The 19546-nt window shown below is 64.6% G+C and carries 18 protein-coding genes; 9 read left to right on the forward strand and 9 right to left on the reverse strand.

Features of this window, described 5'->3' with window-relative positions:
* From G486_RS0113730 to G486_RS0113740, 3 genes are all read left to right on the forward strand, one after another.
* Positions 1 to 1401, forward strand: a complete 1401-nt coding sequence (locus G486_RS0113730) for a multicopper oxidase family protein (protein ID WP_027016056.1) — start codon at positions 1 to 3, stop codon at positions 1399 to 1401.
* Positions 1402 to 1470: 69 nt separating this feature from the next.
* Positions 1471 to 1968: a DUF411 domain-containing protein gene (locus tag G486_RS0113735; protein WP_027016057.1), complete on the forward strand. Its 498-nt coding sequence runs from the start codon at positions 1471 to 1473 to the stop codon at positions 1966 to 1968.
* Between the two features lie 23 nt (positions 1969 to 1991).
* A complete protein-coding gene (locus tag G486_RS0113740) occupies positions 1992 to 2360 on the forward strand; it encodes a copper-binding protein (RefSeq protein WP_027016058.1) in 369 nt (122 codons plus the stop codon).
* A 66-nt stretch (positions 2361 to 2426) separates the two neighbouring features.
* Here G486_RS0113740 and G486_RS0113745 read toward each other — a convergent pair whose 3' ends face one another.
* A complete protein-coding gene (locus G486_RS0113745) occupies positions 2427 to 2771 on the reverse strand; it encodes a MoaF-related domain-containing protein (RefSeq protein WP_245587330.1) in 345 nt (114 codons plus the stop codon).
* A 494-nt stretch (positions 2772 to 3265) separates the two neighbouring features.
* Here G486_RS0113745 and G486_RS0113750 point away from each other — a divergent pair, with 494 nt between their 5' ends.
* The gene (locus tag G486_RS0113750; protein ID WP_407059799.1) at positions 3266 to 4492 is read left to right on the forward strand and encodes an MFS transporter; all 1227 of its coding nucleotides are present in this window, start codon (positions 3266 to 3268) and stop codon (positions 4490 to 4492) included.
* Positions 4493 to 4770: 278 nt separating this feature from the next.
* Here the strand turns inward: G486_RS0113750 and G486_RS0113755 are convergent, their stop codons facing one another.
* Positions 4771 to 5913, reverse strand: a complete 1143-nt coding sequence (locus G486_RS0113755; protein ID WP_027016061.1) for an MFS transporter — start codon at positions 5911 to 5913, stop codon at positions 4771 to 4773.
* 241 nt (positions 5914 to 6154) lie between these two features.
* The gene (locus tag G486_RS0113760) at positions 6155 to 7150 is read right to left on the reverse strand and encodes a diaminopimelate dehydrogenase (protein ID WP_027016062.1); all 996 of its coding nucleotides are present in this window, start codon (positions 7148 to 7150) and stop codon (positions 6155 to 6157) included.
* A gap of 159 nt (positions 7151 to 7309) precedes the next feature.
* Between G486_RS0113760 and G486_RS22350 the strand changes: the two genes are divergently transcribed.
* Complete coding sequence (locus G486_RS22350) at positions 7310 to 8116, forward strand: pseudouridine synthase (RefSeq protein ID WP_211233787.1); 807 nt, start codon at positions 7310 to 7312, stop codon at positions 8114 to 8116.
* An 89-nt stretch (positions 8117 to 8205) separates the two neighbouring features.
* Here the strand turns inward: G486_RS22350 and G486_RS0113770 are convergent, their stop codons facing one another.
* Positions 8206 to 9189, reverse strand: a complete 984-nt coding sequence (locus G486_RS0113770) for a DHH family phosphoesterase (RefSeq protein WP_027016063.1) — start codon at positions 9187 to 9189, stop codon at positions 8206 to 8208.
* Between the two features lie 156 nt (positions 9190 to 9345).
* Between G486_RS0113770 and G486_RS0113775 the strand changes: the two genes are divergently transcribed.
* Positions 9346 to 10539 carry a M20 aminoacylase family protein gene (locus G486_RS0113775; RefSeq protein WP_027016064.1) on the forward strand — a complete coding sequence of 398 codons (1194 nt, stop codon included), beginning with the start codon at positions 9346 to 9348 and terminating at the stop codon, positions 10537 to 10539.
* Here G486_RS0113775 and G486_RS22355 read toward each other — a convergent pair.
* Entirely contained in the window at positions 10536 to 12851 is a 2316-nt protein-coding gene (locus G486_RS22355) for a putative bifunctional diguanylate cyclase/phosphodiesterase (RefSeq protein ID WP_051303522.1), read from the reverse strand. The genes G486_RS0113775 and G486_RS22355 overlap by 4 nt on opposite strands.
* 134 nt (positions 12852 to 12985) lie before the next feature.
* Positions 12986 to 13930: a ribosome biogenesis GTPase YlqF gene (ylqF, locus tag G486_RS0113785; protein WP_027016065.1), complete on the reverse strand. Its 945-nt coding sequence runs from the start codon at positions 13928 to 13930 to the stop codon at positions 12986 to 12988.
* 287 nt (positions 13931 to 14217) lie between these two features.
* Between ylqF and G486_RS0113790 the strand changes: the two genes are divergently transcribed.
* Both G486_RS0113790 and G486_RS0113795 read left to right on the forward strand, forming a co-directional pair.
* Positions 14218 to 14463: a hypothetical protein gene (locus tag G486_RS0113790; protein ID WP_027016066.1), complete on the forward strand. Its 246-nt coding sequence runs from the start codon at positions 14218 to 14220 to the stop codon at positions 14461 to 14463.
* A gap of 5 nt (positions 14464 to 14468) precedes the next feature.
* On the forward strand, positions 14469 to 14675 hold the full coding sequence (locus G486_RS0113795) for an oxidoreductase-like domain-containing protein (RefSeq protein ID WP_027016067.1): 207 nt from the start codon (positions 14469 to 14471) through the stop codon (positions 14673 to 14675).
* Between the two features lies 1 nt (position 14676).
* Here the strand turns inward: G486_RS0113795 and gshA are convergent, their stop codons facing one another.
* The 3 genes from gshA to G486_RS24315 form a co-directional block, all read right to left on the reverse strand.
* On the reverse strand, positions 14677 to 16215 hold the full coding sequence (gene gshA / locus G486_RS0113800; RefSeq protein ID WP_027016068.1) for a glutamate--cysteine ligase: 1539 nt from the start codon (positions 16213 to 16215) through the stop codon (positions 14677 to 14679).
* A gap of 704 nt (positions 16216 to 16919) precedes the next feature.
* Complete coding sequence (locus tag G486_RS0113805) at positions 16920 to 17825, reverse strand: SDR family oxidoreductase (RefSeq protein ID WP_027016069.1); 906 nt, start codon at positions 17823 to 17825, stop codon at positions 16920 to 16922.
* Positions 17826 to 18181: 356 nt separating this feature from the next.
* Positions 18182 to 18406, reverse strand: a complete 225-nt coding sequence (locus tag G486_RS24315; RefSeq protein ID WP_027016070.1) for a hypothetical protein — start codon at positions 18404 to 18406, stop codon at positions 18182 to 18184.
* An 82-nt stretch (positions 18407 to 18488) separates the two neighbouring features.
* Between G486_RS24315 and G486_RS0113815 the strand changes: the two genes are divergently transcribed.
* Positions 18489 to 19523: a nuclear transport factor 2 family protein gene (locus G486_RS0113815; RefSeq protein WP_051303524.1), complete on the forward strand. Its 1035-nt coding sequence runs from the start codon at positions 18489 to 18491 to the stop codon at positions 19521 to 19523.
* The last annotated feature ends 23 nt before the right edge of the window (positions 19524 to 19546 follow it).

Consider the following 19546-nt stretch of genomic DNA (forward strand, 5'->3'; position numbering starts at 1 on the left):
ATGAAGCGTCGCAATTTCTTTACCGGTGCGGCAACTGCCGCTGCCGTCGTCTCAACCGTCTCGGCCGCCAGCGTGAGCCGCGTGGCCATGGCCGCCCTGCCCGAGCCCGCCAGCCAGTCTTCGGCCGATACCGCTGCACCGCTGGCTCCACCCAACGGCCGCCCCTACCGCCCCGTGGTCACGCTCAACGGCTGGACCACGCCCTGGCGCATGCGGTCCGGCGTCAAGGAATTCCACCTCGTGGCCGAGCCCGTGGTGCGCGAGGTCGCCGAGGGCTTCTTCGTCAACATGTGGGGCTACAACGGCCAGTCGCCGGGCCCGACCATCGAGGTCGTGGAGGGCGACCGTGTGCGCATCTTCGTGACCAACCGCCTGCCCGAGCACACCAGCGTGCACTGGCACGGCCAGCGCCTGCCCAACGGCATGGACGGCGTCAGCGGCCTGACCCAGCCGCCCATAGGCCCGGGCAAGACCTTTGTCTACGAGTTCACGGCGCGCCGCCCGGGCACCTTCATGTACCACCCGCATGGCGATGAGATGGTGCAGCTTGCCATGGGCATGATGGGCCTGTGGATCACCCATCCCAAAGGGGTGCATCCGCTGATCGCGCCCGTGGAGCGCGACTACGCGTTTCTGATGTCGGCCTATGACGTGGAGCCCGGCGCCATGACTCCGCGCGTGGCCGAGATGACGGACTTCAACATCTGGACTCTGAACAGCCGCGTCTTTCCCGCGATCAGCCCCGTGGTCGCGAGGCGCGGCGACCGCGTGCGCCTGCGCATGGGAAATCTGAGCATGACCAACCATCCGATCCATGTGCACGGCCACGAGTTCGAGGTCACGGGCACGGACGGCGGCCCAATCCCCAAGAGCTCTCGCTGGCCCGAGGTAACCACCGACGTGGCCGTGGGGCAGATGCGCCAGATCGAGTTTCTTGCCGACGAGCCCGGCGACTGGGCGCTGCACTGCCACAAAAGCCATCACACCATGGGCGCCATGGGCCATGGCGTGCCCACCATGATTGGCGTGGACCACAGCGGCCTGGTCGGCAAGATACAGAAGATCGTGCCCGACTACATGGTCATGGGCGAGCGCGGCATGGGCGACATGGGCTCCATGGAAATGCCGCTGCCCGACAACACCCACCCCATGATGACGGGCCGGGGTCCGTTCGGCCCGCTGGAGATGGGCGGGATGTTCACCACGCTCAAGGTACGCGAGCAACTGGGAGCCAACGCGCATGGCGATCCTGGCTGGTTCAAGCACCCAAAGGGCAGCGTGGCCTACGAATGGCAAGGCCCCGAGAACGCAGCGCCTGCGCCGCGCCAGACCGCGCCCGGCCACGCCCCGGAAGCAGACAGCGTGCGCAAGCCCGGCCGCACGTCCCACAACCCTCATTGATGACTGCAGCAGGCCGGATCGGCCTGCGCCATCACGCCACCGACAACCAGCATCCAAAAGGAACACCAGATGCACCAACACTCTCTCCCCTCGCGCCGCAGCGCCCTCCTGGGCACGGTGGCTGCGCTCGCGGCCTTCGCCGCTCCTGGAATCGCCGCGCCCAAGGCCCGCATCCCCATGGAGCTCTGGAAAGACCCGAGCTGCGGCTGCTGCCAGGACTGGGTGGACTATATGGAAAAGAACGGCTTTGCCGTCACCGTGCATGACCAGGGCAACAGCGCCGTGCGCGCCAGACTGGGCATTCCCCCACGCCTGGGCAGCTGCCATACAGCTCTGGTGGGCGGCTATGCCGTGGAAGGCCATGTGCCCGCAGCCGATGTACACAGGCTGCTCGCACAAAAGCCCCAGGCCATAGGCATTGCCGCACCCGGCATGCCCATAGGCAGCCCCGGCATGGACGGGCCCGAGTACCAGGGCCGCAAGAACGCTTATGACGTGCTGCTGATCACCAGAAACCTCATGAACAGCGACGTCTCCACGCGTGTTTTCACCAGCTATCGCGGCTGAATCACAAGAGTCCAGGAAATCTTATGCGCAAGAAACTGACATCCCTTTGGCTGGCCATAGGCCTTTGCTCAGCCGTGACCACCCCTGTCCTCGCTGAGCAGCATGCATCTCACGGCGCCCATGCCGGCCCGCAGAGCACATCGTCCGCCGGCGCCCAGCCGGACATCGCCATGACGGCTGGCGAGATTACCCGTGTCGATGCCCGCAGCGGCAAGCTCGGCATTCGCCATGCAGAGATCAGGAACCTGGACATGCCGCCCATGAGCATGGTGTTCAGCCTCAAGGACCCGGCTGCAGCGGCGCGACTCAAGCCCGGCGACAAGGTGCTGTTCCATGCAGAGGACGACAACGGCAGACTCGTCGTGACCCATATCGAAAGGGCTCAGCCCTAAGAGCGTGTTCACGCTCTAACGCACAGGCGCTTGCCGGCCCCTGGGCCGGCAGGCCGCAAGCGCGCATCAGCCGCAAAAGCGAAAACGCCCGACAACAACCATGGAAATCCTCTGGGCCTGCGAGCCACCGGGCTCGGCATAGGACCAGAACGCCTGGACCGTCCCCTGGGCCACGTCGATGAGCTGGCTGACGGTAAAGCCCGCCCTCTCGATCCAGTTGAGAAAGTGTAGGTTGTCATCGAGCTGCAGATAGCTCAGACGCTCGTGCCCCTCCGACACCTTGCCCTGCGAGTCGATGACACGCCACAGCATCTCGCCCTGCAGGGTGTAGCGTACCGTGGCCCGGCTGTCGGGAAAGTCGATGACGGCCTCGCGCCCCATCAAAGTGCCGGCATATTGAAGTGACGGCATGGACATGATTGAAAGCTCCTCTGAAACAAGGTCTATGGCCTTGTAGTTCGCCCACGGCGCCTGTACCGCCTCGCCATGAGGCTGTTGCGGCCAGCCCCTGGACTGCGTGCAAGGGCTACCTCGCAACCAGATCAGCGCCGCCGTTTCAGGGGCAGAGGCGCAACGGGTGCAAGGCGTTCTTCTAGGAATACCGACAACTTCCCGCCCTCTCCTGCAGAGCATATTCATGGCCCTCAGGACGGTAGTTTGTGGGAGTGCACCGCATGCTTGCGTCAGCCTCTGCCCTGCAAGGCTTCGGCAATTGCCCCATACTGGGCGCCCGCCAGAAAGTCCCAGCCGGCCCACATCCATGTGACCACGGCCCCCAGCGGGCCACCTCTTGCCTTGGGGCGATCCGGCGGCCAAGTGCCGTCCCGCCCAGGCCTTCGCCCAGGATCCGAATCTTGCCCACTTCGTCTTCTTCGACCTCCTCTCCCGAATCACGCCCTGGCCTTCTGGCCAACGGCTTTGCTCCTTTCGTCGTAGCCCGCATGCTGGCCATGTTTGCCCTGCAAATGCAGGCCGTGGTCGTGGCCTGGCAGGTCTATGCGCTCACACGCGACCCCATGAGCCTGGCCTATGTGGGCCTGGCCCAGTTTTTGCCCATGGTGGTCCTTCTGATTCCTGCGGGCGACCTCAGCGACCGCATGCCGCGCAAGCTGCTGCTCAAGATCAGTTGGTGGGTGGCCTCGCTGTGCTCGCTGCTGCTGTGGTGGCTGTCCACGCACGGCCATGGCGATGCGCACTGGATTTACGCCGTGCTTGTGCTGTTCGGCTGCAGCCGCGCCTTCATGGGGCCGGCCACGCAGAGCCTGCTGCCCCAGATCGTGCCGCGCGAGCAACTGGCCAAGGCCCTGGCCACGAACAGCATGCTCATGCGCACGGCCGCGATTGCGGCGCCCGTTCTGGGTGGCCTGCTCTATGCCTGGGGCGGGGCCGGACTCACCTATGCGGCCTGCGGCAGCGCGCTTGCAGCTTCGGCCCTGCTGCTGCTGGCCGTGCCCGTGCGCTATGCGGGCATCCAGGGTCCGGTGACTGGATCGCTGTGGGAGCGCTTTGGCGAAGGCATTCACTTCATTCGCACGCGCCCCATCATCCTGGGCACGATTTCGCTGGACCTGTTTGCCGTGCTGCTCGGCGGTGTCGTGGCCTTGCTGCCGGTTTATGCGCACGAGGTGCTCAAGGTCGGGCCGGAAGGCCTGGGGCTACTGCGCTCGTCCATGGCGATAGGCGAGGTTGCCATGGGCCTGTGGCTTGCGACCCGCCCCGTTCAGCGCCGTGTGGGCCGCGTGATGTTCGGCGCCGTGGCCGTGTTCGGCCTGGCCAATCTGGTGTTTGCGCTGTCGGGCTGGTTCTGGCTGTCCATGGCGGCGCTCATGGTGGCTGGCGCGGCCGACATGGTCAGCGTCTTCATCCGCACGGCCCTGCTGCAGTTCTCCACCCCCGACTCCATGCGCGGCCGCGTGAATGCGGTCAACATGCTGTTCATAGGCTCGTCCAACGAGCTCGGCGAGTTCCGCGCGGGCACCAGCGCAGCCTGGCTGGGCGCCGTGCCCGCAGCCGTGCTGGGCGGCGTGTGCACGCTGGCCGTGGTCGGCGGCTGGATGAGGCTCTTCAAGCCCTTGCGCGATGTGGACCGGCTGGAGGATGCAGAGCCCCAGACCGCAGGAGCTCAGACCTAAGAACGTGTTTACGATCTCTACGCTGCCGCGTTGGAGCGCAATCGGGATGAGTTCAAAGCGGTGGGGCGCAGCTTGCACCGGGGTGCAAGCAAGCCACAGCGCGAAGAAATCGCCCGATTTCGCTCCAACCCTTCGGGACAGTGCCTTTGCGGGCGGTCTACAGCGTTGCGAATCCTCGCAATAGCACGGCTATTGCTGCGGTGTCGCGCCTCGTATCCCATCCCGCAAAGACACTGGCGCGGCACCGAGGAGATCGTAAACACGTTCTAAGAGCGTGCTCAGCGCCTTGCGCGCAACAAAAGGGCCAGGCCGCAGAAGGCGCAGACGCCGGCCACGAAGAAGCCGGCTCCATAACCCTGGGCATTGATCACCATTCCGATCACCGGCCCGGTCAAGGCGTAGGACGCATCCTGAAAGCCCGAGTAATAGCCCATGGCCGTGCCCCGCTCATGCGGGCTGCAGTGCCCGGTGGCTATGGTGCCCAGCGCCGGAAAGGTCAGCGAGCAGCTGCCGCCGATGAGCGCCACGCACAGCAAGGCCCAGTACTGGTTCGTGGCCAGTGCCAGCAGCAGCAGCCCCAGCGCCTGAAAGCCCAGGGACAGGGCTGCCAGCCGCACCAGCCTGTGGCCCTGCAGCAGATGGCCCAAGCTCAGGCGAACGACCACGAACGCGAGTCCGAACAGCGACAAGGCCAGGGTCACCATCGACCAGCCGGCCTCCAGGAAATAGAGCGAGACAAACGCCTCGATGGACACAAAGCCCACGCCATGCAGAAACAGCACGGCGCCGGGCAGCAGCACCTTGCCGAACACCTTGCCGCCGGCTGGCGGCTGATCTCCCTGGGGGGCTGCATCAGCCACATTGCGCAGCATGGCCATCGCCAGCAGCGGCAGCGCGGCAACCACGGCGGCCGCCGCCGGCAGGCCCCAGGCCTTGAAGAGCAAGATCCCTGCGGGCGCGCCGCAGGCCACAGCCCCATAAATGGATATGCCGGTCATGCCCAGGACTCTCGGCGTGCTGGACTCGCCAAGCTGGTCGATCGTCCAGACGATGGCGGCCGTGGTCAGCGTGCCAACGGCCACGCCCTGGACGATGCGCGCCAGGATGAGAACCGGCACCGCTGCATCGAGGGCCAGCCTGCTCGCGCCCAGCAAGAGCCCGTAGAGCATCAAGGCCCCCAGGCTCGCCAGCACGCAGCGGCGCAGGCCCGCGCGCAACAGCCGCCCCACGAAGAAGCGGCTCACCAGCGAGGCCAGGAACTGGACCCCGATCACCAGGCCGACGATGGCATCGCTGGCCGCGAGCTCATCGGAAATGAATAAAGGCAAGGCCCCGAGCGACAGGCCGACGATGAAGAAACTTGTGATGATCGCGAACTGGATGCGCGCGACATTGAAGTTGAACGGGGTGGGAGATGACATGCGAGCCCTTGAATTGGGCAGGGAGCGAACACACGCAAGCGCCCTGCCTGGATGAAGCAGTGCGCGTTGGTTGACGTTAACGCTTACGGCGCATTGTCAGGACCGGCCCGGATCCGGCGGCCCTGAATGCAACTGAGAATAGTTTAACCCCGAAACCCGGCAGGGCAAGCCACCGCGCACGAGAGGCCTCATGGCATCTTCATGCGACAGCCCTGCCGCAGCTGCCGGAATCAGGCTTGCGTCACAACAACTCGGCGCGCAGCTGCTCGGCGCTCTTGGGCGAGAGCAGGCCCGGCGCCACGTCGAACACCGTCTTGCAGCCGGTCTGGCCCATGGCGCGCATGCGGTGCACGGCACGCGCATAGGCCACGAGCACGCTGGAAGTGAACTCGGGGTTGCTGTCCAGTTGCAGCCGGTATTCGACGACCTGCTTGTTCTGCTCGCTGGTATTGCCGCTGCGGATCACAAAGCCGCCATGGGGCATGGCGCCGTGGTCGCGCGCGAGTTCCTCGGCGCTGATGAAGTGCACCGTGGTGTCGTACTCGTCAAAGTAGTGCGGCATCTCCACGATGGTCTGGCGCACGGTCTCGGCATTCGCACCTTCTGCCAGAACCACATGGCATTCGCGCCGGTGCTTCTGGCGCGTGGAGAGCTGGGGGCGCACGCCGCTGCGCACCTGGTCCACGGCTTCGTCCACGGGAATCGTGTATTGCACGCCGCCGGCCACGCCTTCGACGCGGCGGATCGCATCCGAGTGGCCCTGGCTCAGACCCTTGCCCCAGAAGGTGTAGGTGGCACCGTCGGGCAGCAGGGCTTCGCCCATGACGCGGTTGATGGAGAACATGCCCGGGTCCCAGCCCGCCGAGATCAGGGCCGTGGTCTGGCCCGCACGCGCAGCCGCATCCACCTTGGCGAAGTGCTCGGGAATGCGCGCATGCGTGTCAAAGCTGTCCACCAGGCAGAAGTGCGCTGCCAGCTCGGGCGACTGGTGCGGCAGATCGTCCTTGGAGCCGCCGCACAGCACCAGCACGTCGAGCTGATCCTTGTGGGCCAGCAGGCTGTCCATGCCGTGCACGCGCGTGGCCGTGCCAAGAGGCTTGAGGGATGCGGGATCGCGGCGCGTGTAGATGCCCGCGACCACCATGTCCGGGTTCTTGGCCACGGCGGCCTCCACGCCACGGCCCAGGTTGCCGTAGCCGACGATGCCTATGCGGATGGCCTTGTTGTTGTGCTCCATGCTTTGCTTTCGCTTTCCAGATTTCCAGGTGATAGGAGCCGGCGGCAAAAATCGCCGGTCCGCGCAAACCGTTTATCTTGCACGGTTTTGTTACCTGTTGCTTTGTGAAGGGGTTGATTTTCCATGAGCGCGCGCACCGCGACTTACACTGCGGGCCCCATGCCACCGATCACCGCCACCGACCTTCCCGCGCCCGATGCGCCCGACATGCGCCTGCATGTGCTGTGGCAGGACGAGCACCTGGTCGCGGTCTACAAGCCTGCGGGCTGGCTGGTGCACCGCACGGGGCTGGATGCCCACGAAACCCGGTTTGTGCTGCAGACGCTGCGCGACCAACTGGGCTGCCATGTCTACCCGGTCCACAGGCTGGACAAGGGCACTTGCGGCGTGCTGGTGCTGGGCCTGCACGCCGAGGCCGCGCGGCAGCTGAACCAGGCCTTTGTGCAGCAGCAGGTGGACAAGCACTATCTGGCCCTGGTGCGCGGCTGGCTGCCCGAGGCGCTGGAGGTCGATCACGCGCTCAAGCCCGACGATGCGCCCGCACATGCGCAGGCTCAGAGCGCGCAAACCAGCCTGCGCTGTCTTGCGCGCCTGGAATCGCCCGAGGCTTTCGATGCGCGCCATGCCGGCACGCGCATCAGCCTGATCGAGGCCAGGCCGGCCACGGGCCGACGCCACCAGATACGCCGACATCTCAAACATGTGGCCCACCCCATCATCGGCGATGCCACGCATGGCAAGGGCCCGCTCAACCGCTGGTGGGCGCGGCTCCTGGGCCAGCAAAGACTGTGGCTGCATGCGCATGGGCTGCAGTTGCCCCATCCGGTCACGGGCCAGCGGCTGCAACTGCAGGCCGACTGGCGCACACTCGCCCACCTGCCCGACGTGCAGCACTGGCAAGCCCTGTGCGCCCTGCCCGGCTGGCAGGTCTGCGGCGAGCTGCCCGAGGATTTACGGCTTGGCTAAATAGATAGCTGGCAGCGCTTGCTAGCAGGGGTTTTCAGATAATTTTCATATTGAAAACCATATACAGCAAGCGCTGGCAGCTCCTATTTTTACTTTGCCGTATCGGCCTCGGGCTCGGCCAGACCAGGCGCGGCCACGAATGCATAGTCGGCCCCGGCATCGGCCTTGAGCGTGCCGCCCAGCAGCTCGACCAGGCGTTCGTTGCCCATCTTGAAACCGCAGGCCTGGGCATGGCCGCCGCCACCAAAGCTCTCGGCCAGCGGAATGCAGTTGAACTGCGAGCGCGAGCGCAGTCCCACCTTGACGCCCTTGGTGCTCGCATGCCACATCAGCGCAAAGCTGCCGCTTTGGCGTGCGAGCAGATCGCCGACCTGGCTGTGGAACATGCCGGGGCAGTTGACCATCAGCCCCTGCATGCCGTTGAACACCAGGGGCTGGGCAGCCTCGGCGATATCGGCGCAGAGCTTCTGGTATTTCTCGTCCATGGCGCCGCCGCGCGCCATGAAGGCGGCTTCCTGCTCGGGCGTGAAGGCCGCGATCTGCGCCCAGCGCTCGAAAGTGCGCGGCTCCATGTCCAGGGCTGCGAGAAAGCCCGCGCTCTCGGCGAACTCCCACTTCCAGATATCGCGGTCCTCGATGTAGCGGATCAGGCCGGGCACGGGCTTGTCGGCCTGGAAGAACTCCCAGGCCAGGCGCGCGCCCGACTTGTTCATGTCGAAGTGCACGACGCCGCAGCGGCACTGGTAGCCGGTGAGCTTTTCAGCCGCGCTCTTGTGGTGGTCCAGCACCACAAGCTTGGCAACGCGCTCCTCGATCTCGGCCATGAGGGCGGGCTCGAATGCAAAGTCCAGCACATAGACGGCGCGGCCGGCGAGCTCGCCCAGATCGTCGGCGTGCTGGATCTCGCCATGGTCCAGGCCGCGAAACTCGGCCTGGCCTTCGTAGAACAGCCAGGCCGCAAGCGCTGCGCCAAAGCCGTCGGGGCAGCGTCGGCCGTGGTAGAGGATCAGGGGCTGGGGGTCGTCGCGCTCGGGGCGCACAAGCAATTGCAGGGGCAGGATGGTGGGTTTCATGATCCCCCGATTGTGGGGCCTGGGCCGGCGCCCCTGCAGCCCGCTGCCCCCAGGCGCTGCTCGGAGCCCATCTGCGCCTATCATGCGAGCTCCAAGACTGACATGCGGCGGCCCTCGATCCTCCAGACAGCCTGAGGCCGGGCCCGCCGCTTTCTTATGCGATCTTTACCGGACATCACACCTCACCTGGGTCAGCTGCTGAGATTTCGCCGCGACCTGCACGCCCATCCCGAACTGCGTTTTGAAGAACATCGCACGGCAGACAAGGTTGCGGCCTATCTGCAGGCCCTGGGCCTTGAAGTGCACCGCGGCCTGGGCGTAACAGGCGTGGTGGCAACCGTCCGCGGCAAGGGCCGCAGCGCCGCGAACCCAGGGCCCAGCCTGGGCCTGCGCGCCGACATGGATGCGCTGCCCGTGGCCGAACTCAACGACTTCGCGCACGCCAGCCGCCATCCGGGCTGCATGCATGCCTGCGGTCATGACGGCCACACCACCATGTTGCTGGGCGCGGCCACGCTGCTTTGCCAGAACAGGGACTTCGACGGCAGCGTGCACCTGATCTTTCAGCCTGGTGAGGAAGGCGGCGCAGGCGCCAAACTGATGATGGAGCAAGGCCTGTTCGAGCTCTTTCCCTGCGATGCCGTGTTCGCCCTGCACAACTGGCCCGACCTGCCGGCGGGCCAGATGGCGGTGCGCGTCGGCCCCATCATGGCCTCCACGCTGCGCTTCGAGATCCGCGTCAAGGGCCGGGGCGGCCACGCGGCCATGCCGCACGCCACGCGGGACCCGATTCCCGTGGCCTGCGCCATCGTGGGCCAGCTGCAGACCCTGGTCTCGCGCCGCACCGATCCGCTGGACAGTGCCGTGCTCACCGTGGGCAAGATCGAATCGGGCACGGTGGAGAACATCATCCCCGACGAGGCCGGCATCTACGGCACGGTGCGCACGCTCAGAACAGAGACCCAGCAACTTTTCATCGAAGGCATGCAGCGCATCAGCGCGCATGTGGCCGCAGCCCATGAATGCGAGGCCGAGTTCCTGCTCAAGCCCGGCTACCCCAACACCTGCAACCACGAGCGCGAAGCCTTGTTCATGGCCGAGGTGATGCGCGAGGTCGTGGGCGCGCACAACACCCATGCCGACGTGCTGCCGGCCATGACCTCGGAGGACTTCGGCTTCATGCTCGAAGCCGTGCCCGGCGCCTATGGCTGGATAGGCAACGGCCCGGCCGATGGCGGCCCCGGCACCAGCCTGCACCATCCGGCCTACGACTTCAACGACGACAACCTGGGCCGAGGCGCACGCTTTTGGGACCTGCTGGCCAGGCGCTGGCTGGCCAGGGCGGGCTAGCGTGCGGAGTCGCCCATGGGCCGGCCATCGCCCAGGCCCGTGAGCGCGCCCTGCAGACTGACCCAGAGACCGGCATCCATGGGCCGGCCGAAGTAAAAGCCCTGGAGCACGATGGCCTCATCCCAGGCAAGCAGGGCTTCGAGCTGCTCGCGCACCTCCACCCCCTCGGCGACCACGCGCATGCCCAGCCTCTTGCCCAGCAACAAAATGGCCTCGACTAGGGAGGCGCTGGTGCTCAGCACATGGCAGTCGCGCACAAAGGACTTGTCCACCTTGAGCTCCTGAAACGGCAACTGGTTGAGATAGGCCATGGAGGAGTGGCCGGTACCGAAGTCGTCCAGGGCCAGCTCCACGCCCAGGGCCCTGAGCTCGGTCAGGCGCTTGCGCGCTTCATCCACATCGCGCATGACCACGTTCTCGGTGATCTCCAGCGTCAGCCGCTGCGCATCGGCGCCCGTGCGCAGCAAGGTCTCGCGCAGCTTGCTGACGAAATCCTGCTGATGAAACTGGCGCCCGCTGATATTTACCGACAGACGCCAGCCCTGCTGTACGAAGTCCGGGCTCAGCAGCAACTCGCAAGCCTGGGCCAGCACCCAGTCGCCAAGTGTGACGATCAGGTCCGACTCCTCGGCCAGCGCAATGAACTCCCTGGGCTCGACCATGCCCAGGCGCGGGTGCTTCCAGCGCAGCAGCAGCTCGGCCCCATGGCAACGCCCCCGGCCATCGACCTGGGAGTGCAAAAAGGCCTGGATCTGCCCAGCCGAAATCCCGTGGCGCAAATCCCTCTCCAGACGAAAGCGCCTGCTGACAGCCCTGGCCATGCCGGGCTCGAACATCACGACCTGGCCAAAGCCCGCGAGCTTGGCCTGGTGCAAGGCCAGGCCTGCGCGGCGCAGCACATCGCGGCTGGGATTGCCGGTGCGCGACACCGTGAACACCGCCCCCCCTACGCAGCAGCTGGCAAGCACCTCCTCCTTGATCTCCTCCAGCCTCAGCGGCCAGCTCAGGGTTGCAAGCAGCTTGCAGGCCAGCGCACGCATGGCCGCATCGGCCTCAGCGGCGCTCTGACCGGCGCCCTCCACCAGCACCGCAAACTCGTCTCCGCCCAGATGCGCGAGCAGCGGCCCTGCCGGCAGGCCGCCGGACAGCCTCAAGGCCATGGCATGCAGCAGCACATCGCCACGCCGGGTACCCCGCACGTCATTGAAGGTCGTGAACCTGTCCATATCGAGCAGCAAAAGACCATGATGCAGCAGCCGCCCCTCGACCTCTTTGACACGCGCCAGCTCCTTGAGCCTCTGGGTCAGCGTCCAGCGGTTGGGCAGACCGGTCAGCGCATCAAAGTGCACCAGCGCCTGTATGCGCTGCTCGGCCCGCACATGCTCGGTCAGGTCGTGCTTGAGCTCCACATAGTTGATGATGCTGCCGTCGGCGCTGCGAATCGGCGCCAGCAGCACCGACTCCAGCAGCTCGCGGCCTTCACGTGTCCTGTTGGTCATGCGGCCGCGCCATAGCTCGCCCCGGTTGAGCTGCTCCCGGGCCTTGGCCCAGGAGCTGGCATCGAGCCCCATGCATGAGTAACGGCATGAGGATCCGCCAAGCACCTCATGGCGCGCAAAGCCTGTGCGCTGCACAAAGGCCTCGTTGACATAGACGATGTTCAGCGCCACGTCCGTGATCACAATGCTCTCCGGGCTTTGCTCCACGGCACGATGGAATTTTCTGAGCTCGTCCCGGTTGAGCTCCAGATCGGCCAGCGTCGCCTTCACCTCCTTGGCCCGCCCTTCCAGCCTGGTCCTGGCCAGCAAGGTCACACGGACCGTCAGCCCCAGCAGAGCCGCAAAGTACAGCACCCAGACCAGCAATGACTCCTCATGCTGGAGGCTGTCCTCGGCACCACGCCAGTCGCCCAGCCCCAGCAGCCCCATGAGCAGCAAGGTCATGAACAGCATCAGTTGTGCCGCTCGTTCGTTGAGCAACCAGGCGCACAAGGCCATCAAGGCCGGAAAGGCCATCAGCGCCGTGCTGTGCAGGCCGCCTGTGGCAAGCACGGTCCCCAATTGGGAAAGCCAGATCCCCCAGACAAAGAACTGGGCTGCAATGCGCCAGTGCCAGCGCGTGCCCAGCAGCACCGCACACAGGCTGACCACGGCGGCCGAGAGGCTGAGAATCGCACTGAAGCGCGGCACCGAATCAAGAGCCAGCAAGGACAAGGCCAACGAAACCGTCAAACTTGCAATCCAGATGCTGCTGACCCAGATCACACGACGCATCGACAGCCGCACCTGATCCCGGGCTGCTTGATTCTCCATGCCATTGCCCCAATCAAAACCGCCTCATGCGGCGGTCGCCAAAGGCAACTCTGAACGATTTCCCGGATTGCAGATACCAACAACCTTGATCACGCAATGGGGATGGACGCCCGCGCGCAGCAGACCCAGGCCGATCAGCGCGCCTCGCGTGCAGGCTTTTTGCGCGCCTTCATTGCGTCCTTGCGTGCCTGGCGCTCGGCATCCCTGGCCTGGCCTGCAGCCAGCCATTGCTCGAATTCGGCCGGTGTCTCCAGCGTGATGCAGCCCAGGTTGTGGGCGCGAAAGTCCGTGAGCACCAGCTCGGCCGCCTTTTGCACATTGACCCGCCCTCCCCCCATCATGGCGCCGCGCTTGCGGCCAATGGCTTCGAGCAGTTCGTCATCATGCAGTTGCGCAATCCGCTGCTCGCCCAGGCCCAGCTTGTAGCGTGCCTCCAGCCGTGCCCCGTAGCTCTTTTGCAGATAGGACAGCAACTCCAGTGCCACCAGCTCCTCGTCATAGGCATTGCGGCCCACGGCGCCGCTGGCTGCGAGGTTGTAGCCGCTTTGCTCGACGATGATGCGCGGCCACAGCATGCCGGGCGTATCCCACAGATAGAAGTCGTCGGCCAGCACGATGCGCTGCTCCAGCTTGGTGATGCCGGCCTCATCGCCGGTCTTGGCCTGTTTTTTGCCACTCATGGAATTGATCAGCGTGGACTTGCCTGCATTCGGCACGCCGCAGATCAGCACGCGCATGGGCTTGGCCATGCCGCCGCGCTGGGGCGCGAGCAGCTTGCACTGCTCGATGAGCCGGCGCGTGGGCGCGGGCTCGGACGCATCGAGCGCAATCGCCCGGGTCTGGCTCTGGGCGTTGTACCAGTCCAGCCATAGCAGGGTGCGCTCGGGGTCGGCCAGATCCTGCTTGTTGAGCACCTTCAGCCTCGGCTTGTGGTCGGTAAGCTCCTGCAGCAAGGGATTGGCGCTGGAGCCGGGCAGGCGTGCGTCCAGCACTTCGATGACCACATCGATTTCCTTGACGCGCTCGGCAATCGCCTTGCGCGTGAGATGCATATGACCTGGGAACCACTGGATGGCCATTGAAAAAACCTTCATGAAATGGGATAGCGTCCTGAGCGGCTTTGCCGCTCGCTCCCCAAGGGAGGACGACAGCCTCAGCGCAAGAAACGGCCCCTGCTCGCTGTCACGAGCCTGGGCCGCGCCGGCCTTATACGCTGGGCCACTGCCCTTGCTCGTTCGCCCTTCAGGGGAAAGGCCTGGGGCGGGGCCTGATCGCAGAGCGCTGCGGCGCCTATTGTCCCTGGCCGGCAGGCTCTCGGGAGCGCAAGCATAATCGGCAGCTGATTTTCTCACCGGAAACCGCAGCCATGTCCTTGTCCGATACCCCCTCTTCCCGCAAAACCTCGCGCAAGGCCGACAACGAACTGCTGATCAAGGGCCTGACCTGCGCCATCATCGGTCTGGTGATCCTGCTTGCACCGCGCTTCATGGCCCCCAGCGGCATGACCCAGATACTGGCCCAGTCCCATATCGTGGGCTGGTTTGCGCTGCTGCTGGGCACGGCCTTTGTATTGCTGTTCGCGCGCCGCAAGGCCGCGCGCGGCAAGGATTAGCCGCCGTGCAGGCCAGCCCTCTGGACCAGGCCAGGGCCCGCATCGCAACCTGGCAGCAGCGCGCCGCCCAGGTCCAGCAGGCACTGCGTGCTCCGCCGCCCGAGCCCACGAGCTGCTGCGGGCGCGGCTGCAACGGCTGTGTCTGGGAAGGCTATTACGACGCCCTGCAGTTCTGGTGCGAGGACGCCGAGCGGGCTCTGGCCCCTGCCTGACTCACAGCAGGTTGGCAGCCGACATATAGCGCTGACGCCACTGCTCGAAATCCAGACCGCCCTGCGCATCGGCGACCTCCATATCCCTTTGCTCCTGTAGGGACTGGGCTGCCCACTGCTCGAAGCGCTGCTGCTGCTCGCCGCTCCAGGGCAGGGCCAGCAGGCTGTCGCGCGAATGTTCGGAGCTCGCCAGTGCAAAACGCGCAAAGCTGTTGCCATAAAGCCCGATGATCTGTTCGAGCACGCGTGCCGAAGGCGTTTGCACCGGCTGCTCGACACGTGCCAGGGCCTGGGCCAGAGCCTGGCTGTAGTCTTCGCAGTCATGGGCCCTGTCCAGGGCCAGAGCAAAAGGCTGGCATTGGGCGAGCACCTCCTGCGCCCAGTCACGCAGACCGATTTCGCGGCCGCCGCGCAGCAGCATCAAGCCAGGCTCGCGGCCGCGCTCGGCCGTCAGGTGCTGGTTGTGCTTGAGCTCGGCGATTTCCTCGGGCGTGTCCGGCGGGCTGTCGCTCATGAGGCAGTGCAGCAGGAACACATCGAGCATGCGCATAGTGGGCGCGGCAATGCCGACCTGCTCGAAGGGATCGAGATCCATGAGCCGCACTTCCACATACTCGACACCGCGCTCGCGCAGCGCATGCAGCGGGCGCTCGCCCCGACTGACCGTGCGCTTGGGGCGGATCGTGCCGTAGAACTCGTTCTCGATCTGCAAAAGGCCCGTGCCCAGCTGGTTGTAGTCGCCGCCGGGATTGCGCACACCCAGCTGCTCATAGGCGGGGTATGCCCGGGTCAGCGCCTCATGCAGGGAGTCCGCATATCCTTGCAGGCCGTTGTAGCTCACATTGATGCTGGCCTGGGCATCGCTTTGATAACCCAGCCGCCCCATGCGCAGCGAAGTCGCATGCGGCAGATAAAGCGCCTGGCCCTCGCTGCCCAGACGCTGCAGCCTGTGCTCGCGCCCCTGCACAAAACAGGGGCACAGCGCGGGCGAGGCACCGTACAGGTACAGCAGCACGAAGGCGTGGCGGCGAAAGTTGCGGATCAGCGAGAAGTACTCGCTGCTGCTCACCCCCGGCAGGGACCAGTTGTAGTGGATGCCCGAGATGGTCTGCATGCGCCGCCCGTAGCGATGGCCCAGGCCCATGCGGTAAACGCTTTTGGAGCGCCCCGAATGCGAAGAGCCATAGCGGGCCAGCGGAATGGTCTCATCCGTGGGCAACTGGCAGGGCATGCTCGATGCCCACAGCATCTCCCCGCCCTGCTCCTTGAGCGTGCGCAGCACGAACTGATGGATATGCACCAGCTCGTCCAGACATTCCTCAACGCCCAGGCGCGCACCCGTGATCAGCTCGATCTGGGATTCGCTGTAATCGGTGGTGATATGGGGATGGGTCAGCGCCGCTCCCAGCGCCAGCGGATGCGGAGTCAGGGCCAAAGAACCAGAGGGCTGCACACGCAGCCCTTCTTTTTCTATGCCTCGGCGAATGCCTTTAAGCCTATCGGAATCGGGGATCGCCATGGGCGCCTGCGATATCTTCATTCTGGTTTACCGATTTGTTGATGGAGGCCGAAGGCAAGGCCCGACCCAAACGCCCCGCATGATAGAGAAACCCGGAACAGTGCGAGAGCAGCCCGCCGTTTAACCACTGGTTTTGGCCTGTTGCACGGCCCGCCTTGCGCGAATCCGAAAGGAATATGTCAGCGTTGGTCTGCACCAGGGCCGCAAAGCCCCAGAAAAAATGCCCGCAGGCCGAAACCTGAGAACGTGTTTACGATCTCTACGCTGCCGCGTTGGAGCGCAATCGGGATGAGTTCAAAGCGATGGGGCACAGCTTGCACCGGGGTGCAAGCAAGGGCCAGCGCGAAGAAATCGCCCGATTTCGCTCCAACCCTTGGGGCCAGTGCCTTTGCGGGCGGTCTGCAGCGTTGCGAATCCTCGCAATAGCACGGCTATTGCTGCGGTGTCGCGCCTTGCATCCCATCCCGCAAAGACACTGGCGCGGCACCGAGGAGATCGTAAACACGTTCTGAGGGCATTGTGGCGGGAATGCAAGCGCCCTGCTTTGCCAGACATGGACCTGAGAGCGTGAACACGCTCCAAGGAAAACACCTCGCACAAATGCCAGTTCGCTTGCCAATGCATTTGCCAGTTGACTTGCCAGTTCACTGTCGGCCTATTTCCCTGGCCTTTTCTGGGTGCCGGGACGCAGGGCAAACCAACCGCCCAAACGCTTAGAACGTGTTTTAAGCGGCGGACATGGCCTTGCCGACTTCTAGCGTACCCTGGGCCGCGCCGCTGGCCGGAACCTGCTCGCCCTCGCGCGCCACCACCTGGGCCAGACTCGCTGCCAGTTGCTCGGGCACCTGCTCACCCAGTCCCAGGTAAACACCTTGGGTCAGCGTGATGTGGGCAGCTTCAAAGCCTCCCGCGCCCGCGCACAGCGTGGTGCGTGTAGGAGCACTCTCATGAGCCAGCACCAGCATGGCCGGCACCACGGCCTCGGGCTTGAGCGCAGCCAGCACCTGTTCGGGCATCAGCCCTTCGGTCATGCGCGTGGCAGCCGTGGGCGCGAGTGCGTTCACATGAATGCCGTACTTGGCCCCCTCTATGGCCAGGGTCTGCATCAAGCCCACCTGGGCCAGCTTGGCCGCACCGTAATTGGCCTGGCCGAAGTTTCCATACAAGCCCGTCGAGGACGTGGTCATCACGATGCGCCCGTAATTCTGGGCCTGCATGTGGGGCCACACGGCCTTGCAGCAATGGGCTGCGCCCATCAGGTGTACGTCGACGACGAGACGGAAGTCCTCCATCTCCATCTTGGCAAAGCTCTTGTCACGCAAGATGCCGGCGTTGTTGACCAGAATGTCCACGCGGCCCCAGGCATCGACCGCCTGCTGAACCATGGCCTGCACGGCCGCGAAATCGGTCACCGAAGCACCATTGGCCAGAGCCTCGCCACCTGCGGCGCGGATCTCGTCCACCACTTTCTGAGCCGCACTCGCCGATCCGCCGCTGCCATCCAGGGCTCCGCCCAGATCGTTCACCAGCACCTTGGCGCCGCGCGCTGCCAGCGCCAGCGCATGCAGGCGACCCAGGCCACCGCCCGCACCCGTCACGATGGCCACGCGGCCCTTGAAGTCGATCTCCATTCGTTTCACTCCTTGTTGTTCTACCTTCGGGCCAGCTCACATGCTGCAGCCCAGGCCCCCAGAATGTAGACGCTGTGAACCGGCCTTGCCGTAGCTCAGGTGACTTGTTCAGTCCGAGCAGGGGTTTTCCCCATTTTTGACTGACAAGCTTGTGGACAAGCTTGAACAACAGCGGGAGACATGATTTAAGTCATTGTTTTAAAATAATTTTCCTACTTTGCATGTTTTTTAAGCACACCTGCATTCATCCGCAGAAACTTATCCCAGCTCTGCCTGCACAAGCTTGTGAACAACTCCCCTCCACCCCTGGATAAGCGGTGCAAGTCATTGATTTGTAACCAGGTCATGACAAGCGCTCAAAAAACAGGCAAAAAATCCTGCACCCCACCCGGTTCAGCCCTCAGAGCGTGTTCACGATCTCCGTCGCTGCCACAGCTGAACTGCAGCCGGATCATGGGCTCGCGGCCGCCCATATCGTGAGGCCGCAGCTTCTCCGATATTGCTGAACCTGCATCAAGCAAGTTGAAGGCTCTGATTCTGTGGCGATCCTGGCGAACAGGCTCTTGTAGAATTTGTTGCATTCTCAGAGCGTGCTTCAAATGGCTGCTGCCAGTTTCGGGCTGGTCATTTTTAATTGAAGCCTCTGTGCCTGGAAAACAAGAAATGCTGATGACCCCTGCCTTCTCTCCCGCCTCTTCGCCTGCGCGTTTCAAGCTGAACCGGCTTTTGTGCATCATGGCCCTGGGTCTTGCCTCGGGTCTGTCGCTGGCAAGCGCTGACGAGGCTGGCGAAATTTCACGCCTGCTCAATGAAGGCAGGGTGGAGCAGGCGAGCACCAAGGTGGACAACTACTTGCGGGCCAATCCAGGCGATGTGCAGATGCGCTTCATGCAAGGCCTGATCGCTGCAGAGCAGCACAAGTCCGAGCGTGCCATCAAGATCTTCACCGAGCTCACGCGTGACCACCCGAATCTGCCCGAGCCCTACAACAATCTGGCCGTGCTGTATGCGGCCCAGGGCCAGGATCAAAAGGCCGTGGAGGTACTGGAGAAGGCCATTCGCGTAAGCCCCGGCTACCCCACGGCCTACGAAAACCTCGGTGACTTGTATGTGCGCATGGCAGCCGAGCTGTATGGCAAGTCCCTGGAGCTCGATGCATCGAACAAGGCGCTGGAGCCCAAATTCGCCCAACTCTCCAGACTTTTGCCCGGTGGAGACATTGACCAGCAGGCCTTGTCGGCCCGCACCAAAGACGCGCCTGCAGCCAGCCAGCCGGCACCTTCTCCGCAAAGCGGCTCCTCGGCAATCGCAGCCAAGGAGCCGCCAGCCTCGCCTGTTGTGCAAGAGGCTGCCCCCAGCCCTGATGTCGAGCAGATCAAGAGCGTGGTGACCCGTTGGGCCAGAGCCTGGGAAAGCCAGGACCTGGAAAGCTATCTGGGCGCCTACAGCGAACAGTTTGTGCCGGCCGGCGGACTGTCCCTCGACAAGTGGAAGATCCAGCGCAGACAGCGCATCGTGGGCAGGCCAGACATCACGGTGAAGATCCATGAGGTCAAGGTTTCGGTTCAGGGCGACACGGCCAGTGCACGCTTCCGGCAGGATTACGCTTCGGGCGTGGTCAAGGATTCGGTCCACAAGACATTGCGCATGAAGCGCGAGGGCGATGCCTGGCGCATCGTCGGCGAGACGACCTCCTGATGATGCGCTCGCATCGCTGAAGC

The organism is Comamonas composti DSM 21721, assembly GCF_000429845.1.
Classification (GTDB): Bacteria; Pseudomonadota; Gammaproteobacteria; order Burkholderiales; family Burkholderiaceae_C; genus Comamonas; species Comamonas composti.